18 protein-coding genes are annotated in these 26,643 nt (G+C 72.6%); 7 read left to right on the forward strand and 11 right to left on the reverse strand.

All coding sequences use genetic code 11. The annotated features are described in order from the left end of the window. Nucleotides 1-112 precede the first annotated feature (112 nt). Complete coding sequence (gene glgX, locus ACH414_RS28085; protein WP_382545839.1) at nt 113-2,233, forward strand: glycogen debranching protein GlgX; 2,121 nt, start codon at nt 113-115, stop codon at nt 2,231-2,233. Here glgX and ACH414_RS28090 read toward each other — a convergent pair. Beyond that, complete coding sequence (locus ACH414_RS28090; protein WP_386567480.1) at nt 2,202-3,416, reverse strand: MFS transporter; 1,215 nt, start codon at nt 3,414-3,416, stop codon at nt 2,202-2,204. The genes glgX and ACH414_RS28090 overlap by 32 nt on opposite strands. A gap of 90 nt (nt 3,417-3,506) precedes the next feature. Here ACH414_RS28090 and treY point away from each other — a divergent pair, with 90 nt between their 5' ends. Both treY and ACH414_RS28100 read left to right on the forward strand, forming a co-directional pair. After that, complete coding sequence (treY, locus tag ACH414_RS28095; RefSeq protein WP_382545836.1) at nt 3,507-5,870, forward strand: malto-oligosyltrehalose synthase; 2,364 nt, start codon at nt 3,507-3,509, stop codon at nt 5,868-5,870. A gap of 33 nt (nt 5,871-5,903) precedes the next feature. Beyond that, nucleotides 5,904-6,458 carry a hypothetical protein gene (locus ACH414_RS28100; protein ID WP_391770057.1) on the forward strand — a complete coding sequence of 185 codons (555 nt, stop codon included), beginning with the start codon at nt 5,904-5,906 and terminating at the stop codon, nt 6,456-6,458. A gap of 200 nt (nt 6,459-6,658) precedes the next feature. Here the strand turns inward: ACH414_RS28100 and ACH414_RS28105 are convergent, their stop codons facing one another. Together ACH414_RS28105 and ACH414_RS28110 are read right to left on the reverse strand one after the other, a co-directional pair. Then, complete coding sequence (locus ACH414_RS28105) at nt 6,659-7,678, reverse strand: cytochrome P450 (protein WP_398943839.1); 1,020 nt, start codon at nt 7,676-7,678, stop codon at nt 6,659-6,661. Between the two features lie 108 nt (nt 7,679-7,786). Continuing rightward, nucleotides 7,787-8,344: an FHA domain-containing protein gene (locus ACH414_RS28110; RefSeq protein WP_382545828.1), complete on the reverse strand. Its 558-nt coding sequence runs from the start codon at nt 8,342-8,344 to the stop codon at nt 7,787-7,789. A 119-nt stretch (nt 8,345-8,463) separates the two neighbouring features. On the opposite strand from ACH414_RS28110, the gene ACH414_RS28115 reads away from it, so the two are divergent. After that, nucleotides 8,464-9,426 (forward strand): GNAT family N-acetyltransferase, encoded by a 963-nt coding sequence (locus tag ACH414_RS28115; protein WP_382545826.1) that lies wholly within the window; start codon nt 8,464-8,466, stop codon nt 9,424-9,426. Nucleotides 9,427-9,475: 49 nt separating this feature from the next. Beyond that, complete coding sequence (gene treZ / locus ACH414_RS28120) at nt 9,476-11,227, forward strand: malto-oligosyltrehalose trehalohydrolase (RefSeq protein ID WP_398943841.1); 1,752 nt, start codon at nt 9,476-9,478, stop codon at nt 11,225-11,227. 53 nt (nt 11,228-11,280) lie between these two features. Here the strand turns inward: treZ and ACH414_RS28125 are convergent, their stop codons facing one another. The 4 genes from ACH414_RS28125 to ACH414_RS28140 all read right to left on the reverse strand — a co-directional run bounded on the left by ACH414_RS28125 (nt 11,281) and on the right by ACH414_RS28140 (nt 14,960). Continuing rightward, nucleotides 11,281-12,414 (reverse strand): aminopeptidase P family protein, encoded by a 1,134-nt coding sequence (locus tag ACH414_RS28125; protein ID WP_398943843.1) that lies wholly within the window; start codon nt 12,412-12,414, stop codon nt 11,281-11,283. 59 nt (nt 12,415-12,473) lie between these two features. After that, nucleotides 12,474-13,436, reverse strand: a complete 963-nt coding sequence (locus ACH414_RS28130; protein WP_382545817.1) for a hypothetical protein — start codon at nt 13,434-13,436, stop codon at nt 12,474-12,476. Between the two features lie 63 nt (nt 13,437-13,499). Then, complete coding sequence (locus ACH414_RS28135) at nt 13,500-14,408, reverse strand: LysR family transcriptional regulator (RefSeq protein ID WP_386567404.1); 909 nt, start codon at nt 14,406-14,408, stop codon at nt 13,500-13,502. Nucleotides 14,409-14,423: 15 nt separating this feature from the next. Beyond that, nucleotides 14,424-14,960, reverse strand: a complete 537-nt coding sequence (locus tag ACH414_RS28140; protein WP_382545813.1) for a tetratricopeptide repeat protein — start codon at nt 14,958-14,960, stop codon at nt 14,424-14,426. Between the two features lie 96 nt (nt 14,961-15,056). On the opposite strand from ACH414_RS28140, the gene ACH414_RS28145 reads away from it, so the two are divergent. Beyond that, a complete protein-coding gene (locus tag ACH414_RS28145) occupies nt 15,057-15,827 on the forward strand; it encodes a hypothetical protein (protein WP_398943845.1) in 771 nt (256 codons plus the stop codon). Between the two features lie 74 nt (nt 15,828-15,901). Here the strand turns inward: ACH414_RS28145 and ACH414_RS28150 are convergent, their stop codons facing one another. Continuing rightward, nucleotides 15,902-16,459, reverse strand: coding sequence for a cysteine hydrolase family protein (locus ACH414_RS28150; RefSeq protein ID WP_398943847.1), 558 nt, complete (start codon nt 16,457-16,459; stop codon nt 15,902-15,904). 16 nt (nt 16,460-16,475) lie between these two features. After that, complete coding sequence (locus ACH414_RS28155) at nt 16,476-17,111, reverse strand: nucleoside/nucleotide kinase family protein (protein WP_398943849.1); 636 nt, start codon at nt 17,109-17,111, stop codon at nt 16,476-16,478. 83 nt (nt 17,112-17,194) lie between these two features. Here ACH414_RS28155 and ACH414_RS28160 point away from each other — a divergent pair, with 83 nt between their 5' ends. Next, on the forward strand, nt 17,195-17,599 hold the full coding sequence (locus tag ACH414_RS28160; RefSeq protein ID WP_398943967.1) for a VOC family protein: 405 nt from the start codon (nt 17,195-17,197) through the stop codon (nt 17,597-17,599). A 735-nt stretch (nt 17,600-18,334) separates the two neighbouring features. Here the strand turns inward: ACH414_RS28160 and ACH414_RS28165 are convergent. Continuing rightward, nucleotides 18,335-18,760, reverse strand: coding sequence for a hypothetical protein (locus ACH414_RS28165; RefSeq protein ID WP_398943850.1), 426 nt, complete (start codon nt 18,758-18,760; stop codon nt 18,335-18,337). A 16-nt stretch (nt 18,761-18,776) separates the two neighbouring features. Continuing rightward, the gene (locus ACH414_RS28170; protein WP_398943969.1) at nt 18,777-26,597 is read right to left on the reverse strand and encodes a ricin-type beta-trefoil lectin domain protein; all 7,821 of its coding nucleotides are present in this window, start codon (nt 26,595-26,597) and stop codon (nt 18,777-18,779) included. Nucleotides 26,598-26,643 lie beyond the last annotated feature (46 nt).

The following is a 26,643-nucleotide window of genomic DNA, read 5'->3' on the forward strand; positions in this document are numbered from 1 at the left end:
CTGCGGTCACCCGGTAGGACGGGTCGAAGTCCTAGGAGGTTGCGCCTGTTTCGGGCAGGATCTGGCCGGAGTACAGCCCTTGCACCCGGAGCAGAAGTGGAAGAGTGGGTCTATGCAGGTCTGGCCGGGTCAGGCGTATCCCTTGGGCGCCACCTACGACGGCGCGGGAACCAATTTCGCGGTCTTCTCGGAAACCGCACACAGGATCGAGCTGTGTCTGCTCCATGACGACGGCTCGGAGACGGCGGTGGAGCTGCGCGAGACCGACGCGTTCGTGCGGCACGCCTATCTGCCGGGCGTGATGCCCGGTCAGCGCTACGGCTTCCGGGTCCACGGCCCGTACGCCCCGGAGCGCGGACTGCGCTGCAACGCGGCGAAGCTGCTGCTCGACCCCTACGCGCGTGCGGTGTCGGGCACGGTGAACTGGGGCGAGTCGGTCTACGGCTACCACTTCGGGCGGCCGGACTCGCGCAACGACCTCGACTCGGCGCCGGACACCATGACCTCGGTCGTGGTGAACCCCTACTTCGACTGGGGCGACGACCGGCGCCCGCGCACCGAGTACCACCACACGGTGATCTACGAGGCCCATGTGAAGGGCCTGACGATGCTCCACCCGGACCTGCCCGAGGAGCTGCGCGGCACCTACGCGGGTCTCGCGCACCCGTCGGTCATCGGCCATCTGAAGGAACTGGGCGTCACGGCGCTGGAGTTGATGCCGGTCCACCAGTTCGTCAACGACCACCGGCTGGTGGACGCGGGACTGTCGAACTACTGGGGCTACAACACGATCGGCTTCTTCGCCCCGCACAACGCCTACGCCTCCTGGGGCGACCGGGGGCAGCAGGTCCTGGAGTTCAAGTCGGCGGTGCGGGCACTGCACCAGGCCGGCATCGAGGTGATCCTCGACGTGGTCTACAACCACACCGCCGAGGGCAACCACCTGGGTCCGACGCTGTCCTTCCGGGGCCTGGACAACCCCTCGTACTACCGGCTCGCCAACGACCCCCGCTACTACACGGACACCACCGGCACCGGGAACTCGCTGCTCATGCGGTCCCCGCACGTACTGCAGCTGATCATGGACAGCCTGCGGTACTGGGTGACGGAGATGCACGTCGACGGCTTCCGCTTCGACCTGGCGGCGACCCTGGCCCGCCAGTTCCACGAGGTGGACCGGCTCTCGTCCTTCTTCGACCTGGTGCAGCAGGACCCGGTGGTCAGCCAGGTGAAGCTGATCGCCGAGCCCTGGGACCTGGGCGAGGGCGGCTACCAGGTGGGCAACTTCCCGCCGCAGTGGGCCGAGTGGAACGGCAAGTACCGCGACTGCGTGCGCGACCTGTGGCGCGGCGAGCCGCGCACGCTGGCCGAGTTCGCCTCGCGCCTGACCGGCTCCTCCGACCTCTACCAGGACGACGGGCGGCGCCCGCTGGCCTCGGTGAACTTCGTGACCTGCCACGACGGCTTCACCCTGCGCGACCTGGTGTCGTACAACGACAAGCACAACGAGGCGAACGGCGAGGACAACCAGGACGGCGAGAGCCACAACCGCTCCTGGAACTGCGGCGCCGAGGGCGACACCGACGACATCGGCATCGGCGAGCTGAGGGCCCGCCAGACCCGCAACTTCCTGGCGACGCTGATGCTCTCGCAGGGCGTGCCGATGCTCAGCCACGGCGACGAGTTCGGGCGGACCCAGGGCGGCAACAACAACGCCTACTGCCAGGACAACGAGGTCTCCTGGGTGCGCTGGCCGAAGCCGGGCGGCGAACCGGAGTCCACCCTCCTGGAGTTCACCCGGGCGATGGTGAAGCTGCGCCGGGACCACCCGGTCTTCCGGCGCCGGCGCTTCTTCCACGGACGTCCGGTCGAGGGCACCCACGACGAGCTCACCGACATCGCCTGGTTCACCCCGGAGGGCGAGGAGATGACCGCCCGGGACTGGCAGGCGGGCAACGCCCAGGCGCTGACCGTCTTCCTCAACGGCAACGCGATCTCCGAGCCCGGTCCGCAGGGCGAGCGGATCTCCGACGACTCCTTCCTGCTGATGTTCAACGCCTCGTCGCAGGAGCTGGAGTTCGAGGTCCCGGACAGCCACGGCGAGTCCTGGAAGGTCGTCGTGGACACCTCCCACCCGGAGGGGATGCCGCCCGACGTGGGCCCGATGGTGACGGCCGGCGAGCGGGTGACGCTCGCCCCGCTCACGCTGACGGTGCTGCGAAGGCCGGCCTGACCTCCCTCGTACGGACCCGGACCGTCCACGACAGGACGGCGCAGGCCACGGCCGCCCCGGCCGCCACTCCGAAGGCGGCCGGGGCGCCGTGCGTCTCGGCGAGGCGGCCCGAGACGGCCAGCGCGAGGGCCTGGCCGCCGACGATCCCGCTGGTGAGGAAGGCCATGGACTCGGCGAGCCGGGCGGGCGGCACGATCCGCTCGGTGAGGCCGAAGACGGTGATGAGGTGCGGCGCGTAGGCCACCCCGAGGACGACGACGCCCGCGTAGAGCCCGCCGAGCGTGTCCACGAGGACCAGCGGCGCGGCGAGCACCACGAGGGCCGCTGTGGCGGCGCGCCAGCGGGTGGTCAGGGCGATCCGGGCGGGCACGGCGGCCGTGGCGAACCCGGCGGCGGCGCTCGTCACCCCCATGGCGGCGTAGACGAGACCGGCCTGGTCGGGTGCGCCGAGCCGTTCGGTGAGCTCGGTGATCCCGGCCTGGGAGGCACCGAACATGGCGCCCTGGAGGACCATCGTGGCCCGCAGGGCGTAGCCGGCGGCGGGCAGCCGCGTCCGTTCGGCGGCACTCGTTCGGGTGGCCTTGGAGACGGCCGCCGCCCGGGCGGTGGGGTGCAGGGCGAAGGCGGTGCCGCAGCTCGCGAGGAGCGCGGCGGCGGTCAGCAGGGCGGCGGCCGGGTGGGCGAGGGTGGCGGCCAGGCCGACCAGGGCGGGGCCGAGGACGAAGGAGATCTCGTCGAGGGTGCCCTCGAAGGAGAGCACGGTGCCCACCGCGCGGTCGTCGGCGCCGGCCGCGCGGGCCAGGTTCACCGAGCGGGTCCTGGCGAGCGGGCCGATCTGCGGGACGGTCGCCCCGGCGAGGACGCCTAGCAGCACCAACGCCCCGGTGCCGGCCCGGTCGAGGGCGGCGAGCACCAGGGCCGTGACGGCGACGGCGTTGGCGAGGGCGGCGGCCAGCACGACGGGCCGCTGGCCGCGCCGGTCGGCGAGCCGCCCGATCACCGGGCCCGCGAGGGTCTGTCCGGCGGCGAGCGCCCCGCCCGCGAGGCCCGCGGTGGTCAGCGAGCCGCTGGTCTCGGCGACCAGGAGCAGGCTGCCGAGCTGACACATGGCGGTCGGCAGTCGGCCGAGGAAGGAGACGACCGGAAGGACCGGTCCGAGCAGGGACAGCGTGTCGCGATACATCCGGAGCATCACGCGAACGTAACGCGATGCACTCGAACGGGCGCATGCGTCGATGACACAGAAGCCGCCGCGGCGGGTACGTACGTTCGCATGACGTCCTCTTCGCCGGGCGGGCCCGGGCACCTCACCGAGCGGGCGCTGCCCACCGCCACCTACCGGCTCCAGCTGCAGCCGGAGTTCCCGTTCGCCGCCGCCGAGCGGGCCGTGCCGTACCTCGCCGAGCTCGGGGTCTCGCATCTGCACCTCTCGCCGGTCCTTCAGGCCGTGCCGGGTTCGACGCACGGGTACGACGTGACCGACCACCGCGCCGTACGGGCCGAGCTGGGCGGCGAGGCGGGCCTGCGGGCGCTCGCCGCGACCGCGCGGGCGCACGGCCTCGGCCTGGTCCTCGACCTGGTGCCCAACCACATGGCGGCCTCGCCCCGGCACAACCACGCGCTGCGGGCGGTGCTCCGGGACGGCCCGGACTCGCCGTACGCCCGCTGGTTCGACATCGACTGGGCGGCGGGCGACGGGCGGATGCTGCTGCCGGTGCTGCCCGCGCGGCTCCCGGAGGTACGCGACCGGATGACGGTCGCGGACGGCGTCCTGGTCCTGGACGGCCAGGAGTTCCCCCTCCGCGCGGGCACCGAGGGGCTGCCGCTCGACGAGCTGCTCGACGCCCAGTGGTACCGGCTCGCCTGGTGGCGGCTGGCCCGCACCGACCTCAACTACCGCCGCTTCTTCACCATCTCGGACCTGATCGGGGTCCGGGTGGAGGACCCGGAGGTCTTCGCCGCCACCCATGCGAAGGTCCTTGAGCTGGTCGCGGACGGCGTCGTCGAGGGCCTGCGGATCGACCACCCGGACGGGCTCGCCGACCCCGAGGGCTATCTGGAGCGCCTGGAGGCGGCGACGGGCGGACGCTGCTGGACGGTGGTGGAGAAGATCCTCACCGGACCCGAGCCGCTGCCCGCGTCCTGGCCGGTGGCGGGCACCACCGGCTATGACGCGCTGCGGTACGTGGACGGCCTCTTCACCGACCCGCTGGGCGCCGACGAACTGGCCGACGTGTACCGCGAGTTCGCGGGCCGGGCGGGCGACCGGGGCGGCTACTGGGAGGCGACCGCGCGGCGCGCCGCGTACAAGGTGGTCACGCACGAACTGGCCTCGGAGACGGCCGCGCTGACCCGACTCGCCGACCGGATCTGCTCCGCCGACCCGGGCCTGCGCGACCACGCCCCCTGGGCGCTGCACACCGCGGTGCGCGAACTCCTCGTCCGGGTGCCGGTGTACCGGACCTACCGCACGGGCGGCGAGCAGGTGCTCACCCCGGAGGCGGCGCGCGGCGCGAAGGCCGCGTTCGCGGTGCCGGAGGAGGCGACGGCGGTGGACGTGGTGCGGGACCTGGCGCTCGGGCTGCGCGGCGACGGACCCGACGAGCGCGCGTTCCGCGCGCGGTTCGCCCAGACCTCGTCGGCGCTGCGGGCCAAGTCGGTGGAGGACACGGCCTTCTACCGCTACACCCCGCTCCTCTCGGCGAACGAGGTGGGCGGCGACCCGGGCCGCCCCGCGGTGCCGCCGGACGAGTTCCACGCGTACTGCGTGCGCATCGCCCGGGACTGGCCGGGCACGGGCACGGTCCTGACCACCCACGACACCAAGCGCAGCGCCGACGTACGGGCCGGGATCGCCGTCCTCTCCCAGTGCCCGCAGCGCTGGGCCGAACTCCTGCAGGAGGTCTCCGGGGTGCCCGCGCCCGAGCCCCATCTGGCGTGGACGGCCTGGCAGACCGCCTTCGGCTTCGGCACCCCGGACGCGGCCCGCCTGGGCCCCGCCGTCCTCAAGTCCGTACGGGAGGCGGGCCTGCACACCAGCTGGACGGAGCCGGACGAGACGTACGAGCGGGCCGTCGCCGACTTCGTGGCGGCGGGCCCCGGACGCATCCCGCTGCGCACCGCCTCGGCGGCGGCCTTCGCCCTGGAGCCGCACATCCGCACCCAGATCCTCGGGGCGACGCTCGTCCATCTGACGATGCCGGGCGTCCCGGAGCTCTACCAGAACACGGAGCGGGAGTACCGCGCCCTGGTCGACCCGGACAACCGGGCGCCGTTCGCACCGGGCCCGGACGACGACAAGACCGCCCTGGTCCGCGCCGCGCTCCGGCTGCGCCGCAGCCGCCCCGAGCTCTTCGGCGCCACCTCCACGTACACCCCGCTGACCGCGACCGGCCCGGCCGCGCCGCACTGCCTGGCCTTCACCCGCACGGACCGCGTCCTGACCGCCGTCACCCGGCTCTCCCTGAGGCTCGCGGAGTCGGGCGGCTGGCAGGACACCTCGCTCGTCCTGCCGGAGGGCCGCTGGCTCGATCTCCTGGACGGGATGCGGGAGTTCACGGGCGGCACGGAGACCCCGGTGAAACTGGCGGAGCTCTTCGAGGAGCGGCCGGTGGGGCTGCTGGTCCGGGCGGAGTGAGGGGGCCGGAGGCGCGATGACAGACTGTTGATCATGACAAAGGATCAGACCGGCCGGCTCATCGGCGCCTCCTTCGGGCTCTTCTTCGTGCAGGCGAACGCGGGCGCCCTGCCGACGCGGTTCGCCGCCCCGTTGCGCGGTCTCGCCGTGGCAGCGTTCGTCGCCCTGGTCGTCTTCGGCCGCCGCCGCGCGACGGCGGCGCCGGCGGGCGAGGCGCCGGCGGGCGAGGCGCCGGTCTCCCGCTTCGGGCGGCGCTACTGGCTGGTGGTGGCGGCCGAGGTGGTCGCGCTCGCGGCCGGACTCCTGGTGATCAGCCGGGTGCTGCACGCCCCGCACGCCGCCGTGGGGTGGATCGCCTTCGTGGTGGGCGTGCACTTCTTCGGCCTCGCGGCCGCCTGGCGCAGGCCCCGGCTGCACGCCCTGGGCGCGGCCCTCACCGCCTGCGGCGCGGCCGGCCTCGCCCTCGCGGCCGCGACCGCGTCCCCCGCCGTCATCGCGACGGTCGCGGGCATCCTGCCGGGCGTACTGCTGCTCGCCTCGGTGTGGCGGTCGGACCGGGCGAGGGAGGCGGCGGTGGTGGGCGCGTAGGGGGCGCTCGGCGGGTGGGGGCCGGCGCTCGCCGCGTAGGGCTGCCGCTCGCCGCGTAAGGGCGCTCACCGGGTGGGACCGGCGCTCGCCGCGTAGGGGGCGCTCACCCGGGGCCCCGGTCGGCCGGACAGGGCCTGCTCGCCACCGCGCCCCGCCCCACCGCGCCCGGCCCCACCCCCACCGGCCCCGCCCGCGTCGCGCTACCCCGCCGGGCGCACCAGCAGGCTCCTCGGCGCTCTCGTGATGACGCCCGTCCACTCGGGGCGGAAGCCGTCCGCCAGGCGGAGGCGGGGCATGGCCTGGAACAGGGCGCGCAGGGCGTACTCGGCCTCCAGGGCCGCGAGTTCGACGGCGGGGCACAGGCCCGTGCCGTAGGTCAGCTGGCCCGGGTCGGCGCGGAGCGGGTCGAAGCGGTCCGGTTCGCGGAAGCGGTCCGGGTCGCGGCCCGCCGCGCCGATCAGCAGGGCGACCTGGGCCCCGGCGGGCAGGACGCCCGCGCTGGTGCGCACCTCGCCGCGGGTGCGGCGCATGACGATCTGGACCGGCGGGTCGCGGCGCAGCGACTCGGTCCAGGCGCGGGCGACCAGGCCCGCGGGGGCGTCGCGGAGGGCCGCGACCTGGTCGGGGTCGGTGAGGACGGCGGCGAGGAAGCCGGCCAGGGCCTTCTCCCGCACCGCGATCTGGCCCGTGCACTGGCCGGCGAGCGCGGACGCGGCCCGGCCGCGGACCAGTCGCATCATGTCCCGGTAGGGCACGCCGACGGCGGCGGCCACGGTGCCGGCGGGCAGCCAGTGGCAGAAGTCGGCGACGAGGTCGGCCTGCGGGCGGTCGGCGATCCGGTGGGCGAGGACGAACGCGGTGCGTTCGGCGACGGCCCGCAGCTCGGCCTCGTCGACGTCCGTGTGGGTCTGGGCGCAGGGCGGGTCGCCGGGCCGGTGCCCGTGCGTGAAGCGGGCGTCGGTGAGGGCGCTCGCCACGTCGGCGTACCGGCTGAGCACCCAGGCCCCCAGCAGCGGGTCCCGGGTGAGCGGGAACTCCTCCCGCAGCACCCGGTAGGTGCGGTACGGGTCGCGGGTGGCGCCCGGCTCCAGCGGGCTGGGCGCGATCCGGCGGACCGTGCGGTCCGGTGTCCGGGTGACGGCCCCGGCGGGTGCCATCGCGGGCAGGGCGGCCCAGTGGTCCCGCCACGGTGTGCGCGGATGGTTCGGCTCGTCGCTCATCTCGCCCCCTCGTCGGTCAGCGGCGCGCGTCTCCCCAGCCCATCACCGGGCAGACCCGGTCGCAGCAGGTATACCGCCGTTCGGGTGGTTCGTGGAGGTGTCGACGCGTCAGTTCAGCGAGAGTCGGAAGCTCATCTGGCCGAAGCCCACCATGTCGCCGGCCCGCACCACGACCGCGCCGGTGACCCGGCGCCCGTTGACCGTCGTGCCGTTGGTGGACCCGAGGTCCCGCAGCACCCACAGCCCGCCCTGCAGGGAGAGCTCGGCGTGCAGACGGGAGACCGTCTCGTGGCTGAGCCGCAGCCCGTTCACCGGGTCGCGCCCGATCCGCAGCGGATGCGGCCCCGGCACCGGCAGGAGCAGCTTGGGCAGCCGCTCGGCCCGCCAGGCGCGGCGGATGCTGACGGTGAACGCGGACATCCTCTCGACCGCGCCCACGACCCGCCGGGTCCACGGCGACTCGGTCGTGAGGTCGGCCGTGAGCAGGGCGAGTTCGTCGGACCGCCGGGCGGCGAGCGCCCGCTCCATGCGGAAGAGGAAGGTGTCGTGCGACAGACGGCCCTGGGCGGCTCCCTCACGCAGCACCGCGAGCGCGCGGTCGCGCTCGGCGTCGGTGAGCCGAGGCGCGTCCGGCGGATTGGCCGGGAGCTCGAAGGGTGTCGTCACACCGTGATTGTCGGATGGACGGACCCGGGGTGTCCAGAAGGGCCCCGATATCCCGCAGGCGCCCCGCCCACCTGCGTTGATACGGTCTGCCGACTCGACTACCAGGGGGACACCCGTACATGACCGTTGTCGTTCGACCACTCGCCGGACCCGACGAGCTCGATCTCTTCCAGCGCCTCGACTACGTGCTCGACCACGAGCTCGCCGACGATCTCGCCACCGGCCGCCGCCGCCCCGACTGGATGTGGGTGGCGCTGCGCGGCGACCGGCTGCTCGGCCGGATCTCCTGGTGGGCCGGTCGGGCCGGCGCCGATCCGCAGGCGCTCGACTTCTTCGACCTGGACCCCGCACTCGACGCGGACGAGGCGGCCGGGATCGGCCTGCGCCTGTTGGAGACGGCGAGTGCCGCCGTCGTCCCGGCGGGCGCGGCCCGCCCCGAGTTCGGCCGGTTCATGCCGTCGGACTGGCGCGAGGTCCCGGAGACCCGGGCCCGTCTGGAGACCCTCTTCGGGGTGCTCACGGCCTCGGGTGCCCGCCCGCTGGTGGAGCGGCTGCGTCTGGAGTGGCGGGCGGGGTCGCCCGTGCCCGAGCCGAACGGACGGCTGGTCTTCCGGCCGGTCCGGGACCGCGAGGACCTGGTGGCGCTGATGACCCCGGTCATGGAGGGCACCCTCGACGCGCACGGGCAGGCGGACCTGGCGTCCGGGCTCTCCGCGCGCGAGGCGGCCGAGCTGCACTACGACGAGGAGTTGGCGCACTACGTGTCGCCCCGCGCGTGGTGGCGGATCGCGGAGCTGCCGGAGACCGGGGAGCCCGTCGGCTTCGTCGTCCCCGCCCGCAACAACTACCACCCGATCATCGCGTACCTCGGCGTCCTGCCCGCCCACCGCGGGAACGGCTACATCGACGACGTCCTCGCCGAGGGCACCCGGGTCCTCGCCGCCGAGGGCGTGCCGAACATCCGGGCCGCCACCGACGTCGGCAACGTCCCCATGGCCGGGTCCTTCGCCCGAGCGGGGTACGTGAACTTCGAGCGGGCGATCAACTTCGTCTGGGACGCGCCGGGCACGCGGGGCGCGTGACTGCCAGGATGGTCCCGTAGCTGTACGTCGTCGACGAGGGGACCGTCGCGTGCTGTTCGAGGTGTGGGCGCCGCACGCCCGTGACCGGGTGACGCTGGAACTGGACGGCAGCGGGCACCCGCTGGAGCGGGACGCCGAGCGCCCCGGCTGGTGGACCGGCGTCGTCGCCGCCGAGGACGGCGACCGCTACGGCTTCTCCCTCGACGGCGGGCCCGTCCTGCCCGACCCCCGGGCCCGGCGGCTGCCCGACGGCCCGGACGGCCTCGCCGCGGTCGTCGACCACTCCGCGTACACCTGGCGCAACGCCGCCCCCCGGCTGCGGATGCGCAGCGGCGTCCTGTACGAGCTGCACATCGGCACCTTCACGCCCGAGGGCACCCTGGACGCGGCGGCGGAGCGGCTCGGGGAGCTCGCCGGGCTCGGCGTCACCCATGTGGAGCTGATGCCGCTCTGCCCGTTCCCGGGGGTGCGCGGCTGGGGGTACGACGGGGTGGCGCCGTGGGCGGTGCACGAGCCGTACGGCGGGCCCGAGGCGCTCAAGCGCTTCGTCGACACGGCCCACGGTCTGGGCCTGGGCGTGGTCCTGGACGTCGTCCACAACCACCTCGGCCCGTCCGGCAACCACCTGCCGGCCTTCGGCCCGTACTTCACCGACACCCACCACACCCCGTGGGGCGCGGCGGTGAACCTGGACGCGCCCGGCTCGGACGAGGTCCGGGCGTACTTCCTGGGCAGCGCGCTCGCCTGGCTGCGGGACTACCGGATCGACGGCCTGCGCCTCGACGCGGTGCACGCGCTCGTCGACGACCGGGCGCTGACGTTCCTGGAGGAGCTGTCGGCGGCCGTCGACGAGCTCGCCGGGGAGCAGGGCAGACAGCACTTCCTGATCGCCGAGTCCGACGCGGCCGACCCGCGCACCACCACCCCGCGCCCGGCGGGCGGGCTCGGCGTCCACGCCCAGTGGAACGACGACTTCCACCACGCCCTGCACACGGCCCTCACCGGCGAGTCGCAGGGCTACTACGCGGACTTCGCGCGCGCCCCGATGGCCGCGCTCGCCAAGACGCTCACCCGGGTCTTCTTCCACGACGGGACCTATTCCAGCTTCCGGGGCCGGCACCACGGGCGCCCTGTGGACCGCGCGCGCACCCCCGCGCACCGCTTCCTCGGCTACGCGCAGACGCACGACCAGATCGGCAACCGCGCGACCGGCGACCGCCTCTCCGCGACCCTCTCCCCCGGCCTGCTCGCCTGCGCGGCGACCCTGGTCCTGACCGGCCCCTCGGTGCCGATGCTGTTCATGGGCGAGGAGTGGGGCGCGAAGACGCCCTGGATGTACTTCACCGACCACACCGACCCCGAACTCGCCGAGGCCGTACGCCGGGGGCGGCGCCGCGAGTTCGCGGCCCACGGCTGGGCGGAGGAGGACGTCCCCGACCCCCAGGACCCGGCCACCCGCGACCGCTCGGTCCTCGACCGCACGGAACGCGAACGCGACCCGCACAAGCGCCTCCTGGCCTGGCACCGCGAACTCATCGCCCTCCGCCGCACCCTCCCGGACCTCACCGACCCCGACCTGGCCGGGGTGAAGGTGGCCTTCGACGAGGAGGCCCGCTGGCTCGTCTTCCGCCGCGGCGACATCCGGGTGGCGGTGAACCTGGGCAAGACCCCGGTGGACATCCCCCTCGGCTCCAACGGCCGCGACCGGGTGCTCGCCGCCTGGGAGAGGACGCGGGCCCCCGGCCGGGACGGACTGCTGCGCCTGCCGGCGGAGTCGGCGGTGGTCCTCACCGACGGCTGACGACCGGCTCGGCGCGGCTGCGCGATCGAGCGCTGCTCTGACGAAGCGGACGGCTACTCGACGATCGCCATCTCCCGCGGCGTGTTGTTGAAGCGCCGCCCGGTGCCGTCCTCCGTCAGGGTGACGATGTCCTCGATGCGGACGCCGAAGCGGCCCGGCAGGTAGACGCCCGGTTCGATGGAGAAGCACATGCCGGGGACGACCGGCCGGGTCTCGCCCTCGATCATGTACGGCGGCTCGTGGGTGGTGACGCCGATGCCGTGGCCGGTGCGGTGGATGAAGTAGTCGCCGTAGCCGGCGTCCGCGATGACCCTGCGGGCGGCGCGGTCCACGTCCTGGCAGGCGATTCCGGCGCGGACGGCCTCGAAGCCGGCCTGCTGCGCCTCCCGTACGAGGTCGTGGACGCGCCGCTCCTCGTCGGTGGGCTCGCCGACGTGGACGGTGCGGGTGGTGTCGGAGCCGTAGCCGTGCTTGAGGCCGCCGAAGTCGAGAACGACCATGTCGCCGCGCTCGATCGTGCGGTCGCCCGCCTCGTGGTGCGGGTTGGCCCCGTTGGGTCCGGAGCCGACGACGGTGAAGTCGACCTGGGAGTGGCCGAACTCCATGAGCAGCCGGGCCAGGTCGGCGGCGACCTCCGTCTCCTTGCGCCCGGCGAAGCGGACCCCCAGGATCTCGCCGTACGCCCGGTCGGCGGCGGCCCCGGCGGCGGCGATCCTGGCGAGTTCGTGCTCGTCCTTGACCGCCCGCAGCATGGGCAGGGCCTCGGTGAGGGAGACGTACGAGGTGGCGGGCAGGGCCTGCTGGAGGCCGAGCAGGTGCATGGCCCAGGCGTTGTCGCTGACGCCGAAGCGCCCGTCGGCGTCGAGCAGCGGCGCGGTCACCGCGTACGGGTCCTTGCCGTCGGTCCAGCCGCGCAGGGTGAGCGCCGGGGCGCCCACGGCCTTCTCCGCGTCCGGGGCCTCCAGGGTCGGGACGACGAGGACCGGGTCGCGGCCGGGGGCGATGACGAGGACGGTGAGGCGTTCGGTGATCGCGGTGGGCTGGTAGCCGGTGAGATAGACCAGGTCGGGGCCGGGGGCGACGAGCACGCCGGCGAGTCCCGCCTCGGCGGCGGAGTCGGCGGCGCGGGCCATCCTGGCCCGGTAGTCCTCGGCGGTGAAGGGGGCGGGCGCGGTGCTCTCGGGCATGGGTGATCTCCTCCTCGACGTACAGCATCCTGCCCGCCCGGCGCGGTGGGCGCGACCGGTCAGCGGCCCTGCTCGGGGTTGCGCACGATCAGGCGTTCCAGGAGGTCCTGGAAGTCGTCGCCGACGACGATCCGCAGCTGCCCGTCCTCCTCGGCGTACTCGCTGAGCTGGGTGAGCGTGCCGGCCCGCCACCAGAAGACGTACGGGCTGATGGCGCCCGGCGTGTCCTCGTAGCCGGACGCGGCGAAGGAGGCCATCGCGCCGAGCGCGGGCACGATGCTGGTGTCGCGGATGGGGTGGAAGGCGAGCTGGTGGCGGAAGGGCAGGGCGACGAGCGCGCCGTCCTCGCCGAGCGGCCGGCCGGTGACGCGGCGGACGACGGCGTCGAGGTCGAGGACGCGGCTCGCCGTGTAGAAGGAGTCGCCGAGGATCACCTCGAAGCGCATCCCGTCGGCGTCCTTGACGGTCTCGTGGCCCTCGACGGGCAGGTCGCGCAGGTTGTGCAGGGCCCGTTCGCGCAGCCGGGCGGGGTCGCCGAGGCGTTCGAGGGCCTCGTCGGTGAGGGTCATGACGCTCTCGGGCAGGTCGAGGGCGAGGACCTCGTAGAGCCCGGGGGCGACCGTGCGGGCGTAGCCGAAGGTGCCGGCGTCGATGCCCTCGCCGCTGACCACCCGGGGGTAGAGCTGGGCGCGGATCTGCTCGGGCGGCAGGGTGTCGAGGGCGGACGGCCCGTCGAGGGCGCGCACCCACAGCCGGACGTGCCGGCGCACCAGCTGGGGCCAGACGGGGGTGCCGCGCGGGTCCTGGTGGCAGACGGCGGCGAGGGTGCCGAGGCCGAAGCGGCGCCCGGAGTCGTCGGTGACGGCGTCGGCGTACACGGTGACTTCGAGTCCGAGTTCGGCGAAGGCCTCGCGGACCCGCCCGCGGAAGAGGGCGGCCTCGCGCTCGGAGAAGTACGAGAACTCCGGGTCCCTCGGGGCGTCCTCGCCGTCCCGCCTGGGCCCTCGCCGGAACCACGCCACGTCCGCCCGCCTTTCGTCGCCGTATCGCGCCCGTTCCGGTCAGACTAGGGCCTGTCCGCGGGATCAGGGGCGGATCGGCCCGGCCGGCCGCTCGCGGGGCGGGGCGGCGAGGCGGGCCGCCAACTCGGCGGCGAGGCCGGTCGGTTCGCCGTTCGGGCTCAGCAGTTCGGTGCGGTGGACGAGCCGCGGGGCGGTGAGGGGGACTGCGGCGGCACCGGGCACCTGGACGGCGGCGGGGTACGGCAGCAGGGCGAGCCCGTGGCCCGCGGCGGCCAGGGCCGCGAGGGTGCGGGCGTCGGTGCCCTCGTAGCGCAGGGCGGGGCGGAAGCCGTGGCCCGCGGGTCCGCCGTGCGCGGCGCGCAGCCGGTCGAGCGGGAAGCCCGCCTCGGGGGCGTCGAGCCAGCGGGCGTCGAGGAGATCGGCGAGCCGGAGCCCGGGGCGTCCGGCGAGCGGATGGTCCGCGGGCAGGACCACGGCGAGCGGCTCCTCGGCGACCCTGCGGGCGGTGAACGGGGCGACGTCGGGCAGCCGCAGCGGGTCGCTGGGCGCGGCGATGCCGTCGACGAGCCCGAGGTCGGCGGCGCCGGTCGCGACGACGGCCGGCACCTCGTCGCGGGGCAGCGTCCGCAGGGTGACCCCGGTGGCGGGCAGCGCGGCGAGGGTGCGGGGCGCGAGGGCCAGCGGCGCGGCGACGAGGGTGAGCGTCTCGCGGGGCGCCGCGGCGAAGCGCGCGAGGTCGGCGCGGGCCGCGTCGAGCCGCAGCAGCAGCGAGCCCGCGTGTTCGAGGAGCCGCTCGCCGGCCGGGGTGGGGCCGACGGGCCTGCGGGTGAGCAGCGGCAGCCCGAGGTCCGTTTCGAGGGCGGCGATGTGCTGGGAGACGGCGGACTGGGTGTACCCGAGCTCCCGGGCCGCCTCCGAGAAGGAGGCGAGCCGGGCGACGGTGAGGTAGGTGCGCAGGAGGTGCGGGTCCATGGGGGCAGGGGCCGCTCAGGACGCGTCGGGCGCGGTCAGCAGGGCGCGGGCGTAGTGCGCGAGAGAGCGGTTGTAGCGGGGCAGGAGGGGGGCCAGGGCGCCGAGGGCGAGGGAGGCCGCCTCGCGGTCGCGGCCGGTGTCGGCGAGGGCGAGGGCGAGGAAGCCGTCGACGGCTCCGGCCAGGGCCTTCTCCTCGGCGTCGAGCCGCTCGGCGGGGATCGCCCGCTCCTCGGTGAGGAGTTCGACGCTCAGGTCGGGTCTCCCGAGGTTGCGCAGACTGCTGGCGAGCTGGACGACGGCGCGGCGGCGGCGCAGCCCGGTGAGCCCGCCGTCGAGGGCCCTGCGGTAGAGCCGCACGGCCTCCTCCGGGTGCCCGGTGGAGTCGTGGGCGGCGCCCCGCTCGAAGAGCGCGACGGGGTCGTCGGCGGGTCGCTCGGCGGCGAGTTCGTCGAGCCGGGCGCGGAACTCGGCGGGGTCCTCATAGGAGTCGAGCCCGGCCCAGAGGTCCTGGACTCGGCGCTCCCAGTCTCCGGTGTCGCTGCTGCTGGTCATGGAGTCAGCCTAGCGAGTACGAGATAAGTGATCGTGATGGACAGTGCAGGAATCATCGTTGGACGTGAACGGGGGCGGCCGCCCAGCATGGTCGACATGACGACCGCAGACACCCACACCCCCCACCGGCCCCTGACCTCTCCCACCTCCCGCACCTCCCGCACCCCCCGGATCGCCCTGGTCGGCGACCGCTCCCCCCATGTGAAGTCCCACGTCCGCATCCCGCTCCTGCTCGACGCCCTCGCCCGGCGGGACGGCCTCGTCCTCGACGCGTACTGGATCCCGTCCGGCGACGCGGCGGAGCCGGGCGCGGTGAGCGGCTTCGACGCGGTGTGGCTGCTGCCGGGCAGCCCGTACGAGAGCGAGGCGGGGGCGCTCGCGGCGATCCGCGCGGCGCGCGAGGAGGGCATCCCCTTCCTCGGCACCTGCGCGGGCTTCCAGCACGCGCTGGTCGAGTTCGCGCGCAACGTGTGCGGGCTCGAACACGCCGCGCACGCCGAGAACGACCCCGAGGCGGACCCCGAGGACCTGCTGCTCGCCCCGCTGGCCTGCTCGCTGATCGGCCACGAGGGGGCGGTGCGGCTGACGCCGGGCTCACTCGCGGAGTCGGTGATCGGCGCGGAGCGCACGACCGAGCGCTACCACTGCGCGTACGGCCCGGACGGGCGCCACCTGGACACGCTGGAGCGGCACGGGATGCGGTTCACGGGCGTGGACGAGGACGGTCAGATCCGGATCGCCGAACTGCCCGGCCACCCCTTCTTCCTGGCGACGCTCTTCCAGCCGGAGCTGTCGGGCGACGGCAGCAGGCCGCACCCGGTGGTGCGGGCGCTCGCGCGGGCGGCGGCCGTCCGGGCCGCGCGCTAGCGGGTGCCGTCGGGGCCGCGCGCCGGCAGGCGCCGCCGGGCCCACGCGCCAGCAGGCGCCGTCCGGGCCGCGCGCTAGCGGGTGCCGTCGGGCGCGCCGAAGTCGACCTCGGCGGCGGGCAGGACGCGGATGCTGCGGCCGGGGAAGTCGAGGTGGCGGAAGATCTCGTTGTGGTGGGCGACGGACCGGTCGGGCTCGGCGTACGGTCCGTCGCCCCCGCGCACCGAGGTGGTGTGCCCGTCGGCGACCAGGACGAGGTCGTAGCGGCGGCTGAGGGCCTGGCGGGCCGTGGTGTCGACACAGATCTCGGTGGCGAAGCCGGTGACGAGGATCTCGGTGACGCCGAGGGCGGCGAGGGTCGCGTCGAGGCGGGTGTCGAGGAAGCTGTCGGCGCTGGTCTTGGCGATCACCGACTCCCCCTCCGCCGGAGCCAGTTCGGGGACGATCCGCCAGCCGTGCGTGCCGGGCCCGAGGCCCCCGCCGTGGTGCTGGACGGTGACGACGGGGACACCGGCGGCGCGGGCGCGGGCGCGCAGTCCGGCGATCACGGCGATGGTCTCGGGGGCGCGGTGGGCGATCTCGGCGAGGGCGTTCTGCATGTCGATGACGAGGAGCGCCGGCGCGTGGGTCATGGCGCCACCGTACGGGTCAGGCGCCGCGCACCACCAGGTCCGCCCGGCCCCTCCCGCGCGCCACCAGACGGGCGTTGGCCTCGTCGGAGTCGGCGACCCAGCGCCGGGCGGTCTCCTCCTCCTTGCCGAAGCGGATGTGCCGGGCGACGAGCCGGGGCACCCGCCGGCGGGCGTCGAGGTCCAGGTACCAGGCCTCGTCGAGCAGCGGCAGCACGGCGGACCAGGGCCCCTCGTCGTGCAGCAGGTAGTTCCCCTCGGTGATCACCAGCGGGACCTCGGGCGGTACGGGTATCGCCCCGGCGACGGGCTCTTCGAGCGCCCGGTCGAAGGCGGGCGCGTAGACGGTCGTGCCGGGCTCGGCGGCCCGCACCCGCAGGAGCAGGGCGGCGTAGCCGGCGGCGTCGAAGGTGTCGGGCGCGCCCTTGCGGCCGGCCCGCCCGAGCCGCTCCAGCTCGGCCTGCGCCAGATGGAAGCCGCCCATGGGGACGAGGACGGCGCTCCCGTCGAGCCGGGCGACGAGCCGGGCCGCGAGGGTCGACTTGCCGGCGCCGGGCGGCCCGGCGATCCCGAGCACCCGGCGCCCCCCGGCCTCGGCGAGCGCCCTGGCCCGCTCGGCGAGCCGATCCAGTTCGGTGGCGTCCATGCGGGGCATTGTCGCACCGCGCGCCCATTGGCGCCCCTGGAGTCATACGTATTACGTTGCCTCCCATGACCGACCTCCCCACCTCCCCCGCCCTGCCCGCCCTGGCCCTGGTCACCCTGGTGGTCCGCGACTACGACGAGGCCGTCGACTTCTACACCCGCGCCCTCGGCTTCGACCTGGTCGAGGACACCGACCGCGGCGACGGCACCCGCTGGGTCGTCGTCCGCCCGCGCGGCGCCCACGGCACGGGCCTGCTGCTCGCCCGCGCGAAGGACGAGACCCAGGCGACCACGATCGGCGCCCAGACGGGCGGCCGCGTCGGCTTCTTCCTGCACACCGACGACTTCACCCGCGACCACGCCCGCATGACCGCGGCCGGCGTCCACTTCCTCGAAGCCCCGCGCCACGAGCCGTACGGCTCGGTCGCCGTCTTCGAGGACCTGTACGGGAACCGGTGGGACCTGCTGGAGCCGAAGCCGGCGGGGGCCGGGGGCTGAGGCTGTCTGCCGGGGGCCGCGCCGTACCGTTCTCGATCAGCGGGACCGCTCGACGGCCGACTTCGCGCGGGGCCGTGATGACGGTCCCGCACCGGGAGATGCTCGGCATCGCTGGGGGCGGCCCGCAGCTATCCCGCCTTCGAGGGCCGTCTACGAACGCCCCCCCGACAAGTCAGTGGAGGCGGCCCGCTGGGTCCTCTCGGCGCGGCGAACCCAGAGAACCGCCATGACCTCGAAGTCCCATCCACGCGCTGAAGACCCGACTGGCGGCCGAGTCCCGTGTTCACGTCGGCCTTCCTCGACCTCGGTGCGGTCGCCTCGCTCGTGGGCGGCGTGGCCGGCACCATGGCGATCTCCGCCTCGGAATGCTCCCCGAAATCAGGCTTCGCTCTCTCCCTGGATGCGGGCCCCGGCCAGATCCGTCTGCAGCCGACTGACGGAGTCGGTCGCCCTCTCAGGCACGAACGGCACGGCGGGCATCGCCCTGGGAGCCCCGGTGATGACGGGCTAGTCGACGTGGCAGGGCCGGTCACCGGTGATGCCGGCGGACATCCTACTTGCGGGCATGACGGGCGCGGCCTTGATCGGCACGGCGGCTGACCTCTACTCGGCGGGGCACACGCGGCTTGCGTCGGCCTAGGCGCTGGGGGCGGGCGTCCAGAAGACGCAGGAAGGCCCTGCCGCATGACAATGCGGCAGGGCCTTCCCTTCTTCAGGCGGGAGCTTCACGGGAGCCTAGGCATCGCCCGGCCCCGCAAGAAGCTCGGCCACCTCCGTTCGGCGCCAGTCCCATTCGGGGTGCTGCTCGATGAGTCCGACGAACTCGGCGAAGTCGACGACATCGCCGTGGTTCGTGTCGATCAGACCCGAGAAGCCCTGGAGCACATGGGCCAGGAACCCGCGGGCCGCGTCCATCGACTGACAGGACACGTAGATCGCATGGGGTGCTTCCCCGATCTTCCGCGTCGCGTCCTCGATCTCCTCGGGTTCGAAGTCCGAAAGGACGTCGCCCGAGAAGTCCAGCGCGTAGGAGTTCCCGTTCCAGTGCAGGAAGTCCCCGTCACTGAGCGGGTCCTTTTCCACCCCGAGGTTCCGGACCTTGGCCTCGATGGCAGCGCACTCACGTGCGCTCGCCATCAGGACCACGGATGGCCAGGACATGGACGCCTCCGCATTCTCATGGAGCGATCACCGCCAGGAGTTCCTCGAGATCGGTCGTGACCATCTGGCCCGCCCGTTCCTGCCCCTGGACCACCGAGCCCTTCAGCTTCTTGCTCGGCCAGATGAAGCTGATGACCGGATAGTCGGTCGCCGACTCGTACCGCTCGTGGTCGTGCTTGGAACCCTTGCCACCACCGGTCTTCACCTGGATCACCGCGTTGCGGGTCACGATGTCGAAGTCGGTGATGTCCTTGCCGTCCGCACCGACGATCTTGATCTCGACCGCCTTCACGTGGCCAGGATACCGAGCCTCGATCGCGGCGACGAGCTCGGGCACACCCGGGTCCTTGGGCGTGCCCACGTAGGTCGGGGCATCACCACCGCCACCTGTCGGGCAGGTGTCGTTGTGGACCAGGACGGGTGCCGATCCCGCCAGCACGTAGTACGTGTGCAGATCACCCACGGTCAGGTTGTGGACCGTGGCGTCCAGTGCAGTCCAGCGCTGGACCCCCGTGACCTGGACATGCGTACCGGCGCTGGTCCGCAGCCACTGACCGGGCTTGAGGTCCGTCGCGTCGGTCCACTGCCCCAGCTCGGGAACCCAGAACGGGTGCTCGGCGGTCGCCGTGATGCGGTCCGTCTTCGCGCCGGCCTTGCCGTCGGTGTCGACGGTGACCTGGACCAGGCGCTTGAGGCCCTTGCCCTTGATCCCGGCGGTGACCGTCTCGACGCGGGTCTCCCCGGTCTTCGGGTCGGTCGCGAGGACCTTGTCGCCCGCCTTGACCTTGTCGATGGCCTTGGTGGAGCCGTCCGCCATCAGCACCTTCGTGCCAGGCATGAAGCTGTTGCAGCCGGGCGAGTCGGACGCCTTGCCGGAACCGCCGCTGCCGCTGGAACCACCGTTGTTGCGGGAGGAACCGCCGGAACCACCGCCGGGCTTGGAGGTGTTGGCCTTGCCACCACCGGAGCCCTTGCCGGAACCGCCGCGCTTGCCGTGGCTGGCCGCGGACGAGGACTTGGGCGCAGCCTTGGCCTGCGCCTTCTTGTGGACGGGGTTACCCGTCTTCCGCTTCGCGGCGGCCGCTGCGTCGGCCTTTCTCTTGGCGGCCTCGGCAGCCTTCTTCTTGGCCCGTTGCGCGGCCTCCTTCTTGGCCTTCTCGATCGCCAGCTTCTTGGCTCTCAAGGCTGCCGCCTCGGCAGCCTTGGCTGCCTTGAGCACGGCCTCGGCCGCCCTCTTCGCGGCCTTGAAGGCCTGGATGGCGTCGATGGTGCGGTTGATGGCCTTCAGAACCGACGGGATCTTGCCCAGCTTCGTCCACGGAATGGCGTCCAGGATGATGCTGCCGCACGACCACATGTCACCGCCGAAGCAGGCCATGGCGTCGTTGATACCGATGAAGTCCTTCAGCGTCTCCCACGCCACCGAGAGGATCACGGAGGTGAGGGACTTGCCCTGCATCGCTTGTGCCTGAGCAACCTGCGCCGCGGACAGACCGGCGCCCGCAAGGGCCGCGGCCCGCTCCGAAGCCGTCAGAACGATCGACAGACCGCTGGCGTCGGAGAAGGTCACCGGGTTGTTCTGCGCGTAGGCGTAACCGTTGGACTGCTGCAGGTCGTTCGGGTCCAGCAGCGGGTCGGCCGACAGGAAGCGTCCGACGACCGGGTCGTAGAGACGGGCGCCCAGCGGCTGGAAGCCGGAGGCGTCGTCCCTGGTCTTGCCCAGGAAGCCCTTGTGGGTCTGGAGGTTCTGACCGGCCGTGTCGGCGCCGCGCTGGTTGCCGAACGGGTCCTGCTTGCGCACCCGGACCGGCATGCCGCTGTAGAGGCCGACCTCGGTGTACGCGCTGCCCTGGTGGTCAACGGTCTGAGCGGTGAGGGTCTCACCACCGGTGCCGTTGGCGTAGCGCAGGACCGAGCCACCCGGGGCGGCGTAGGTGCGCTCGGTACGGACCAGGACGCCGCCCTGCTGGACGGTGACCTGAGCCTCGCCCACGTTCAGCGTGGCCTGCTTGCCCTGGATGGTCAGCAGGCGGTTGCCGTCGGGGCCGTAGATGTGACGGGTGTCGTTCTGCGGCAGCCACTGCTGAGCCGTGGAAGCGGCGTCGCAGGTGGCGAGCACGATCGGCGTCTGGTTCACGTTGGCCGCGCCCTGCACCGCGAGGCACAGGCCGGAGGCGACGTGGGTCAGCTGACCGGACGCGTTGCGCCTGAGCTGCTGCGAGGTCGCGGCCGCAGTGGTCGTGCCGCACTTCTGCAGCTGGACCGCCGAACCGGCCGTGTTGGCCGCCGGCTGGAGGCACCAGGTGTCGTAGACCTCGAGGGTGCCGACGTTGGCGTCCGCCTGGCCCGGGGCCGGGTCGAAGTGCCAGGCCTGCGCCACCGTGCCGTTGCACGCGTAGAGCCAGACCGGCTGAGCCGCCGCCGCGAGACCCGACTTGAGGTCGAGGCACTTCTGCCCCAGACCCACGTACGGGGACTTGCCGCCCGAGCCCTGGCCGGTGATCCGGTCGACCTGACCGTCGTAGGTCCAGGTCAGGTCCTGCTTGTCACCGTTCTGGATCGAGGTGATCGACTTGGTCTCGCCGGTCAGCTCATACAGACGCGTGGCCTCGGCCGTGACCTGCGCCCCCGCGGGGGTCTTGTAGGCCTTCGACACCTTGGTCAGCGTATGCGGCTGGTCCTTGGCGGCACCGGTGCCGTACTGGTACGTGCTGACGGCGTTCTTGGTGGTGTCGCCGGTCAGATCGTTCTCGGTCAGCTTGGTGCGATTGCCCAGCAGGTCGTACTCGTACTCCTGCCAGTAACCGGAACCGTCAGCACCAGCGGCGACCCGCATCGTGCCGTCGGTGTTCTTGTTCAGCGTGCCGTCCGCGTTGCGCGGGTTGACACAGGCCGTCTGGTCCTTGGAGGTCCAGGCCGACTTCAGCTGGCCCAGCGGGTCGTAGACGAAGCACTGGCGCTCCTCGATCCCGACGGACTTCTCCTGGATCGAGGTGACGTTGCCGGCCGGGTCGTAGGTGTACGCCCGGTTGGACACCAGGTTGCCGCCGACCAGGGAAGCGGTGTTCTGCTCCCGGTAGACCGACTGCTCCTGAAGCGCACCGCTGCCCTCGTCGTACGAGTTCTGCGTCCACACCCGGTAGGGCTGCGCGCCGAGAGTGGAGCGGAGCACCTGGCCGTACGGCGAGTACGTGGTCTCGGAGCCGTACCAGTCCTTACCGGAGACGGAGAGCGGCTGGCCCTGCTTGTTGTAGCGGACGACCAGCTTCTCGGCATCGAACTTGCCGACCGCCGGGAGGCCCGCCTCTTCGAGGAGGCCGGTGTCCGTGTAGCTGTAGGTGTAGTCGTAGTCCTTCTTGAAGCCCCACGTGTCGACGATGGACTGCGGAAGGGACAACGTGGTCGAGGTCGGCTGGTAGTTCGTGTCGTAGCCGTTGACCTTCTGCGTGTACGCCAGACCGTCCGTGTAACGCGTGGCGGTGGCGGGCATGCCCTTGGCGCCGGCGACGGTGTCGTACGTGTAGTCGGCGAGCAGCGTGCCGGAGGAGCCGGTCAGGCGCTGCTGCTTCGGGCGCGACAGCTCGTCGTACCCGTTCCAGATCGTCACACCGCGCGCGTTGGTGACGGTCAGCTCGCGGTCCATGTTGTCGTACGTGGTCCGCGTGGTGCCCGAGTCAGGGTCAGTGACCGACTCGACACGGCCACGCTGGTCGTAGGTCCACGTCCAGGGGTGCGTCGGGTCGGCCGAAGGCGTCGCCTTCACCATCTGACCGCGCGTGTCGTACTGATACGCCGTCGACGTGAAGCCGCCGGGGGCCGCCGGGTTGAACGTGTCCGTGCGGACGGTGCGGCCGAGCGCGTCGGTGTAGACCCGGTAGGACGACTGGCCCTGCGGATTGACGACCTTGGACCAGTCCTCGCCGTACTCGTACTTGGTCGCCCGCTCCTCGAACGCCACCGACTGGGATTCCCCGGTCTGGGCGTTCGTGATCTTCTTCAGGTACGGGGTCTCCTTGACCACGCGGCCGAGACCGTCGTAGTCGTACCGCGTGATGTTCGGGATCGCGGTGTCGGCGAGCGGGGTGAACAGCTCGCCCGGCTTCGCCTCCTTGGTCAGGTAGGCGTTGTTCGTCTGCCAGACCTCACCGGAGCTGTTGTACAGCGTGTCGGTGACGAGGTAGCCGTCACCGCTCTCGGGCTCCTCCAGCGACTGGCGCTCGCGGCCGAGACCGTCGTAGAGGGTGACCGAGGTCTCGACCCGGTCCTCGTGGCCACGTGCGTACGTCGTGACGTACGGAGGCTTGCGGGTCCTGATCGACGGGTCGTTCGGGTCGGTCTCCTCCGCAGGGATCGTGTAGACCGCGCGGAAGTCGGGCACGGCGCCCGCCGCCGGGGTACGGCCCGGGCCCCAGGCCTCGGCGAGACGGCCCAGCGGGTCGAACTTCGCTTCGCTGACCCGGCCGTTGGGATCGGTCGTCTTGAGGGTGACCGAGCGTCCCGGCTCCAGCTCGCGGACCGTCTCGTGCAGCAGCGGGTTCTTCTCCGTCACCTTGAAGACCTGCCCAGTGGGCGGGTCGTAGGTGAAGGTGTTCGACTGCTGGTTCGGGTCCGTCTGCCGGATCACGCGGCCGATGGCGTCGAAGCCGGTGGTGCCGTTGGTCTGGAAGTCGGTGCCGTCACCCTTCAGCGACCAGGACTCGGTGGCGAGGCCACGGGACGACGTGCCGAGGGCAGTGCCATAGGCCGAGCCGTCGTACGCAGTGCGCACGCCGCCGACAAGGGACTTGAGGTCGGCCCAGTTCGCGTTCGCGCAGAGGGTCGGTGAGGCCAGCACCTGCTTGGACAGACCGATGAGGTTCTTGGTCGTCTCGTGCTGGTATTCCAGCTTGGTGCAGGACTCGTCGCCGGTCTTGCCGGTGTCGCCCAGCGACTCCACCAGCGTGGGCAGACCGTAGGTCGGCTCGAACGTCGTGTTCGTGCGGACCTCGCGCTGGGTGCGCGGGTCGTCGGAGTTGGTGCCGGAGGACTTCGTGTACGCGATCTCCTCCGGCTCCGTGACGCGCCAGGCCTTCAGCGGGTCCAGGCCGTCGTCGCGGTTGCGCCGGGCCAGCTCGGTGGCCTCGGGGATCGTGACACTTCGGCTGAGCCAGTTCGTGTCGGCGTCCGTCGCCTCAGAGTAGGCGAGCTCCTCGGCGATACGTCCGGCGAACGGCTCACGGTCGTAGACGGTCGAGCCGTCGGACGCCTTGATCACGTTGCCGTGGACGTCCTTGACCGGGACGGTGTCGCCCATGCCGCGGAAGTAGCGGTTCACCGCCTTCGACTGCTTGCTGTGGATCGCCGGGTCCTCGGTACCGGTGAGCACCGTGGTCTGCTCGAAGCCCGCGAACTGCGAGTACGTGCGCGTGGACTTCTTGGTGAACTCGGCGTCGGCGAGCTTCCAGCCGGGGTTCTTGTACTCGTACGCCGTCTTGGTGGCGTACGAGCCGTCGACGTTCGGGAGCTCCTCGATCGACTGGACCACGTACTTGTGGAACCAGTCGATGTCCTCGACCTCGGGGTCCGGGTTCCAGAACGACGGGTAGCAGAGCTCGTTGTTCGCCTTCAGGCCGGCGGTGTCCGTCTTCGACGGCAGACCGGTGCCCGAGAGGCACTTGCCCTCGATCGGCTTGTACGTGACGACGGTCTCGCCGCCGTACTCGTTGATGACACGCGCGATGCGCAGCCGGGAGAAGCCCGGGCGCTGCGGGTTGACCGCCTTGACGCGGTTCGGCATGTCCTCGACGTTCGGCTCGAAGCGCACCGGGTTCAGCGTGACGCTCGCGTCGGTGGAACCGTTGCGGGCGTAACCCGTGCGGCTGATCGACTCCAGCCACAGAGCGGTGTTCGGGCCGGTCTTCAGCTCGGCGAACGACTGCTTGAGCTGGTACTCGTCGACGACCTGACGCGCGGTGGTGTCGGTACGGCGCTGGGCCGAGGTCGTGATCTTGTCCAGACGCTTCCGCGTCCAGAAGGTCGGACCGGCGTTCCAGCACTTCTTGCCCGACTCACAGCGCAGGTCGGCCGGGGTGTCGAACCAGGGCCGGTACTGGCCCGGGTCCTTCGAGGTGAAGTTCGCCTCGGTGCAGGTCACGGAACCGACGGTGTAGCAGCGCTCGGCGACAGTGAAGCCGACACGGGCCGGAGCCGTCGCGGAGAAGATCGTGTCCTTGCGCTGGCCGTAGTAGATGTGCGACAGGTAACCGTCGCGGTCGTAGACGACCGGCGCCTTGAAGTTGAAGTTCCGCGCGTAGTAGTTCTGGTCCTTCTTCCACCACAGCGACATGGCGTTGCCGTGGACGTCCTCGACGTAGTCGAGGCCCCAGCGCCAGCCCTGCGTGCAGTAGGAGTTCTTCCAGTCCTCGGTGGTGGAGCCCTTGTAGCAGGGCTCGCCGGCGTGGTTGCCGTAGACCGGGACCGTCAGGACGGAGTCCGTGGTCGGGTCGTCGGCGGCCGTGCCGTTGTCGGACCAGCCCGGCAGCTTGTTCAGACCGAAGTGGTACTTGGTGCCGTCCTTCGTCGTGACGACCCAGTACTCACCGTCCTTGGCGCCGTTGCCCGTGGCCTGGCCCTTGACCTGCTGGACGACCGAGCCGTCACCGTTGGCCGTGAACCACTTGCCCTTCGAGGCGTCCCAGACGAGCTCGGTCGTCATGCCGCCCAGCGAGAGGGTGGCGTTCTCCGAGCCCCAGCACAGGTCCGCCGTCTTGTGGGTGGAGTTGTTGGAGCCGGCCTTCTTGGAGTCCTGACGGCAGTTGACGTACGTACGCGTGATGGAACCCGCGTTGTAGTCCCAGCCGTCACCGATCCACGAAGCCTGGTTGTTCGACGACGACGTACGGCCGTCCACCGACTGCGAGGAGTAGGAGAGGTTGACCTTCGGCATCAGGCCGCCGGCCGTCTCCGGGACCTGCACCTGGTAGCCGTAGGTGAAGGCACCCGAGGACGAGCCCGCCGACCAGGAGCCGGAAGAGAGGAGCGGCGAGGCCGTGAAGTCGCCGGACACCGACGAGCCGGTGTCGAGCAGGCCGACCGCCGAGCCGCCGGCCGCGTTGGCGACCGGCTGGACGCCGTCCTTGAAGGAGGCCTTCGTCGGCTTGGCCGTGAAGCCCTCGCCCAGCAGGCTCGCGACCGGGACCGTACCCGTCACGATGTTGCGGGTCTTCGCGTCCTTCGCCGCGGTGGACTTCGTCGGCGCCTTCGAGGCGGGGACGGTCTTCACCGTCGAGCGCAGGCGCTCGGCGTCGCCGGTCGCGTCGTCGTTGCCGGACATCGGGGCCGTGCCGCCGTCGTCCGCGCAGTCGCCCGTGGTCGGGGACGAGTACACGCACTCCGGCAGCAGCATCAGACCGAAACGCTCGGCGGCGTTCGGGCCGTAGAGGTCGGCGAAGCCCGTGGTGTCGACGGTCAGGGCGACCTCGGCGGCCGGGTCGACCGTCGCCGGCGGGGTCACCTTCATGACCAGACCGGAGACACCCGCGTCCTGCGAGGTGGTGGCCGGCGCGAGGCCGACCTGCCAGTCACCGGCGACGGCGGCGGGGTCGCCGCCCGTCGGGACACCGATGGCGACGGGCAGACCGTTGGTGACCGGCACGGTGGTGCCGGGCGTGCTGGTCGACGAGAGCGTCGCGTTACCCGTGCCCGACGGCCAGGCGACCGTGTTCTTCGGGTCGTACGGGTCGACCGGGACCTCGGGCGCCGTGCTCAGCGTCTTCTGCGCTTCGGCATCCCCGCCGAGCTCGGTGCTCTTGGGGATGTCCGGGAGGTCGACCGACGTGGTCGACTCCTCGCGGTTCATGCCCGGGCCGGGAATGGCCAGCGCCTCTCCGCCCAGGCTCGTCACC

Origin of the sequence: Streptomyces sp. NPDC020422, from assembly GCF_044386705.1 — a bacterium.
Lineage (GTDB): Bacteria > Actinomycetota > Actinomycetes > Streptomycetales > Streptomycetaceae > Streptomyces.

What these genes read in the sequence shown, in the direction of transcription:
- glgX (WP_382545839.1), top strand. Translation starts at nt 113, where the DNA reads ATGCAGGTCTGGCCGGGTCAGGCGTATCCCTTGGGCGCCACCTACGAC.
- ACH414_RS28090 (WP_386567480.1), bottom strand. Translation starts at nt 3,416, where the DNA reads ATGTATCGCGACACGCTGTCCCTGCTCGGACCGGTCCTTCCGGTCGTC.
- treY (WP_382545836.1), top strand. Translation starts at nt 3,507, where the DNA reads ATGACGTCCTCTTCGCCGGGCGGGCCCGGGCACCTCACCGAGCGGGCG.
- ACH414_RS28100 (WP_391770057.1), top strand. Translation starts at nt 5,904, where the DNA reads ATGACAAAGGATCAGACCGGCCGGCTCATCGGCGCCTCCTTCGGGCTC.
- ACH414_RS28105 (WP_398943839.1), bottom strand. Translation starts at nt 7,678, where the DNA reads ATGAGCGACGAGCCGAACCATCCGCGCACACCGTGGCGGGACCACTGG.
- ACH414_RS28115 (WP_382545826.1), top strand. Translation starts at nt 8,464, where the DNA reads ATGACCGTTGTCGTTCGACCACTCGCCGGACCCGACGAGCTCGATCTC.
- ACH414_RS28125 (WP_398943843.1), bottom strand. Translation starts at nt 12,414, where the DNA reads ATGCCCGAGAGCACCGCGCCCGCCCCCTTCACCGCCGAGGACTACCGG.
- ACH414_RS28135 (WP_386567404.1), bottom strand. Translation starts at nt 14,408, where the DNA reads ATGGACCCGCACCTCCTGCGCACCTACCTCACCGTCGCCCGGCTCGCC.
- ACH414_RS28140 (WP_382545813.1), bottom strand. Translation starts at nt 14,960, where the DNA reads ATGACCAGCAGCAGCGACACCGGAGACTGGGAGCGCCGAGTCCAGGAC.
- ACH414_RS28145 (WP_398943845.1), top strand. Translation starts at nt 15,057, where the DNA reads ATGACGACCGCAGACACCCACACCCCCCACCGGCCCCTGACCTCTCCC.
- ACH414_RS28150 (WP_398943847.1), bottom strand. Translation starts at nt 16,459, where the DNA reads ATGACCCACGCGCCGGCGCTCCTCGTCATCGACATGCAGAACGCCCTC.
- ACH414_RS28155 (WP_398943849.1), bottom strand. Translation starts at nt 17,111, where the DNA reads ATGCCCCGCATGGACGCCACCGAACTGGATCGGCTCGCCGAGCGGGCC.
- ACH414_RS28165 (WP_398943850.1), bottom strand. Translation starts at nt 18,760, where the DNA reads ATGTCCTGGCCATCCGTGGTCCTGATGGCGAGCGCACGTGAGTGCGCT.
- ACH414_RS28170 (WP_398943969.1), bottom strand. Translation starts at nt 26,597, where the DNA reads ATGAACCGCGAGGAGTCGACCACGTCGGTCGACCTCCCGGACATCCCC.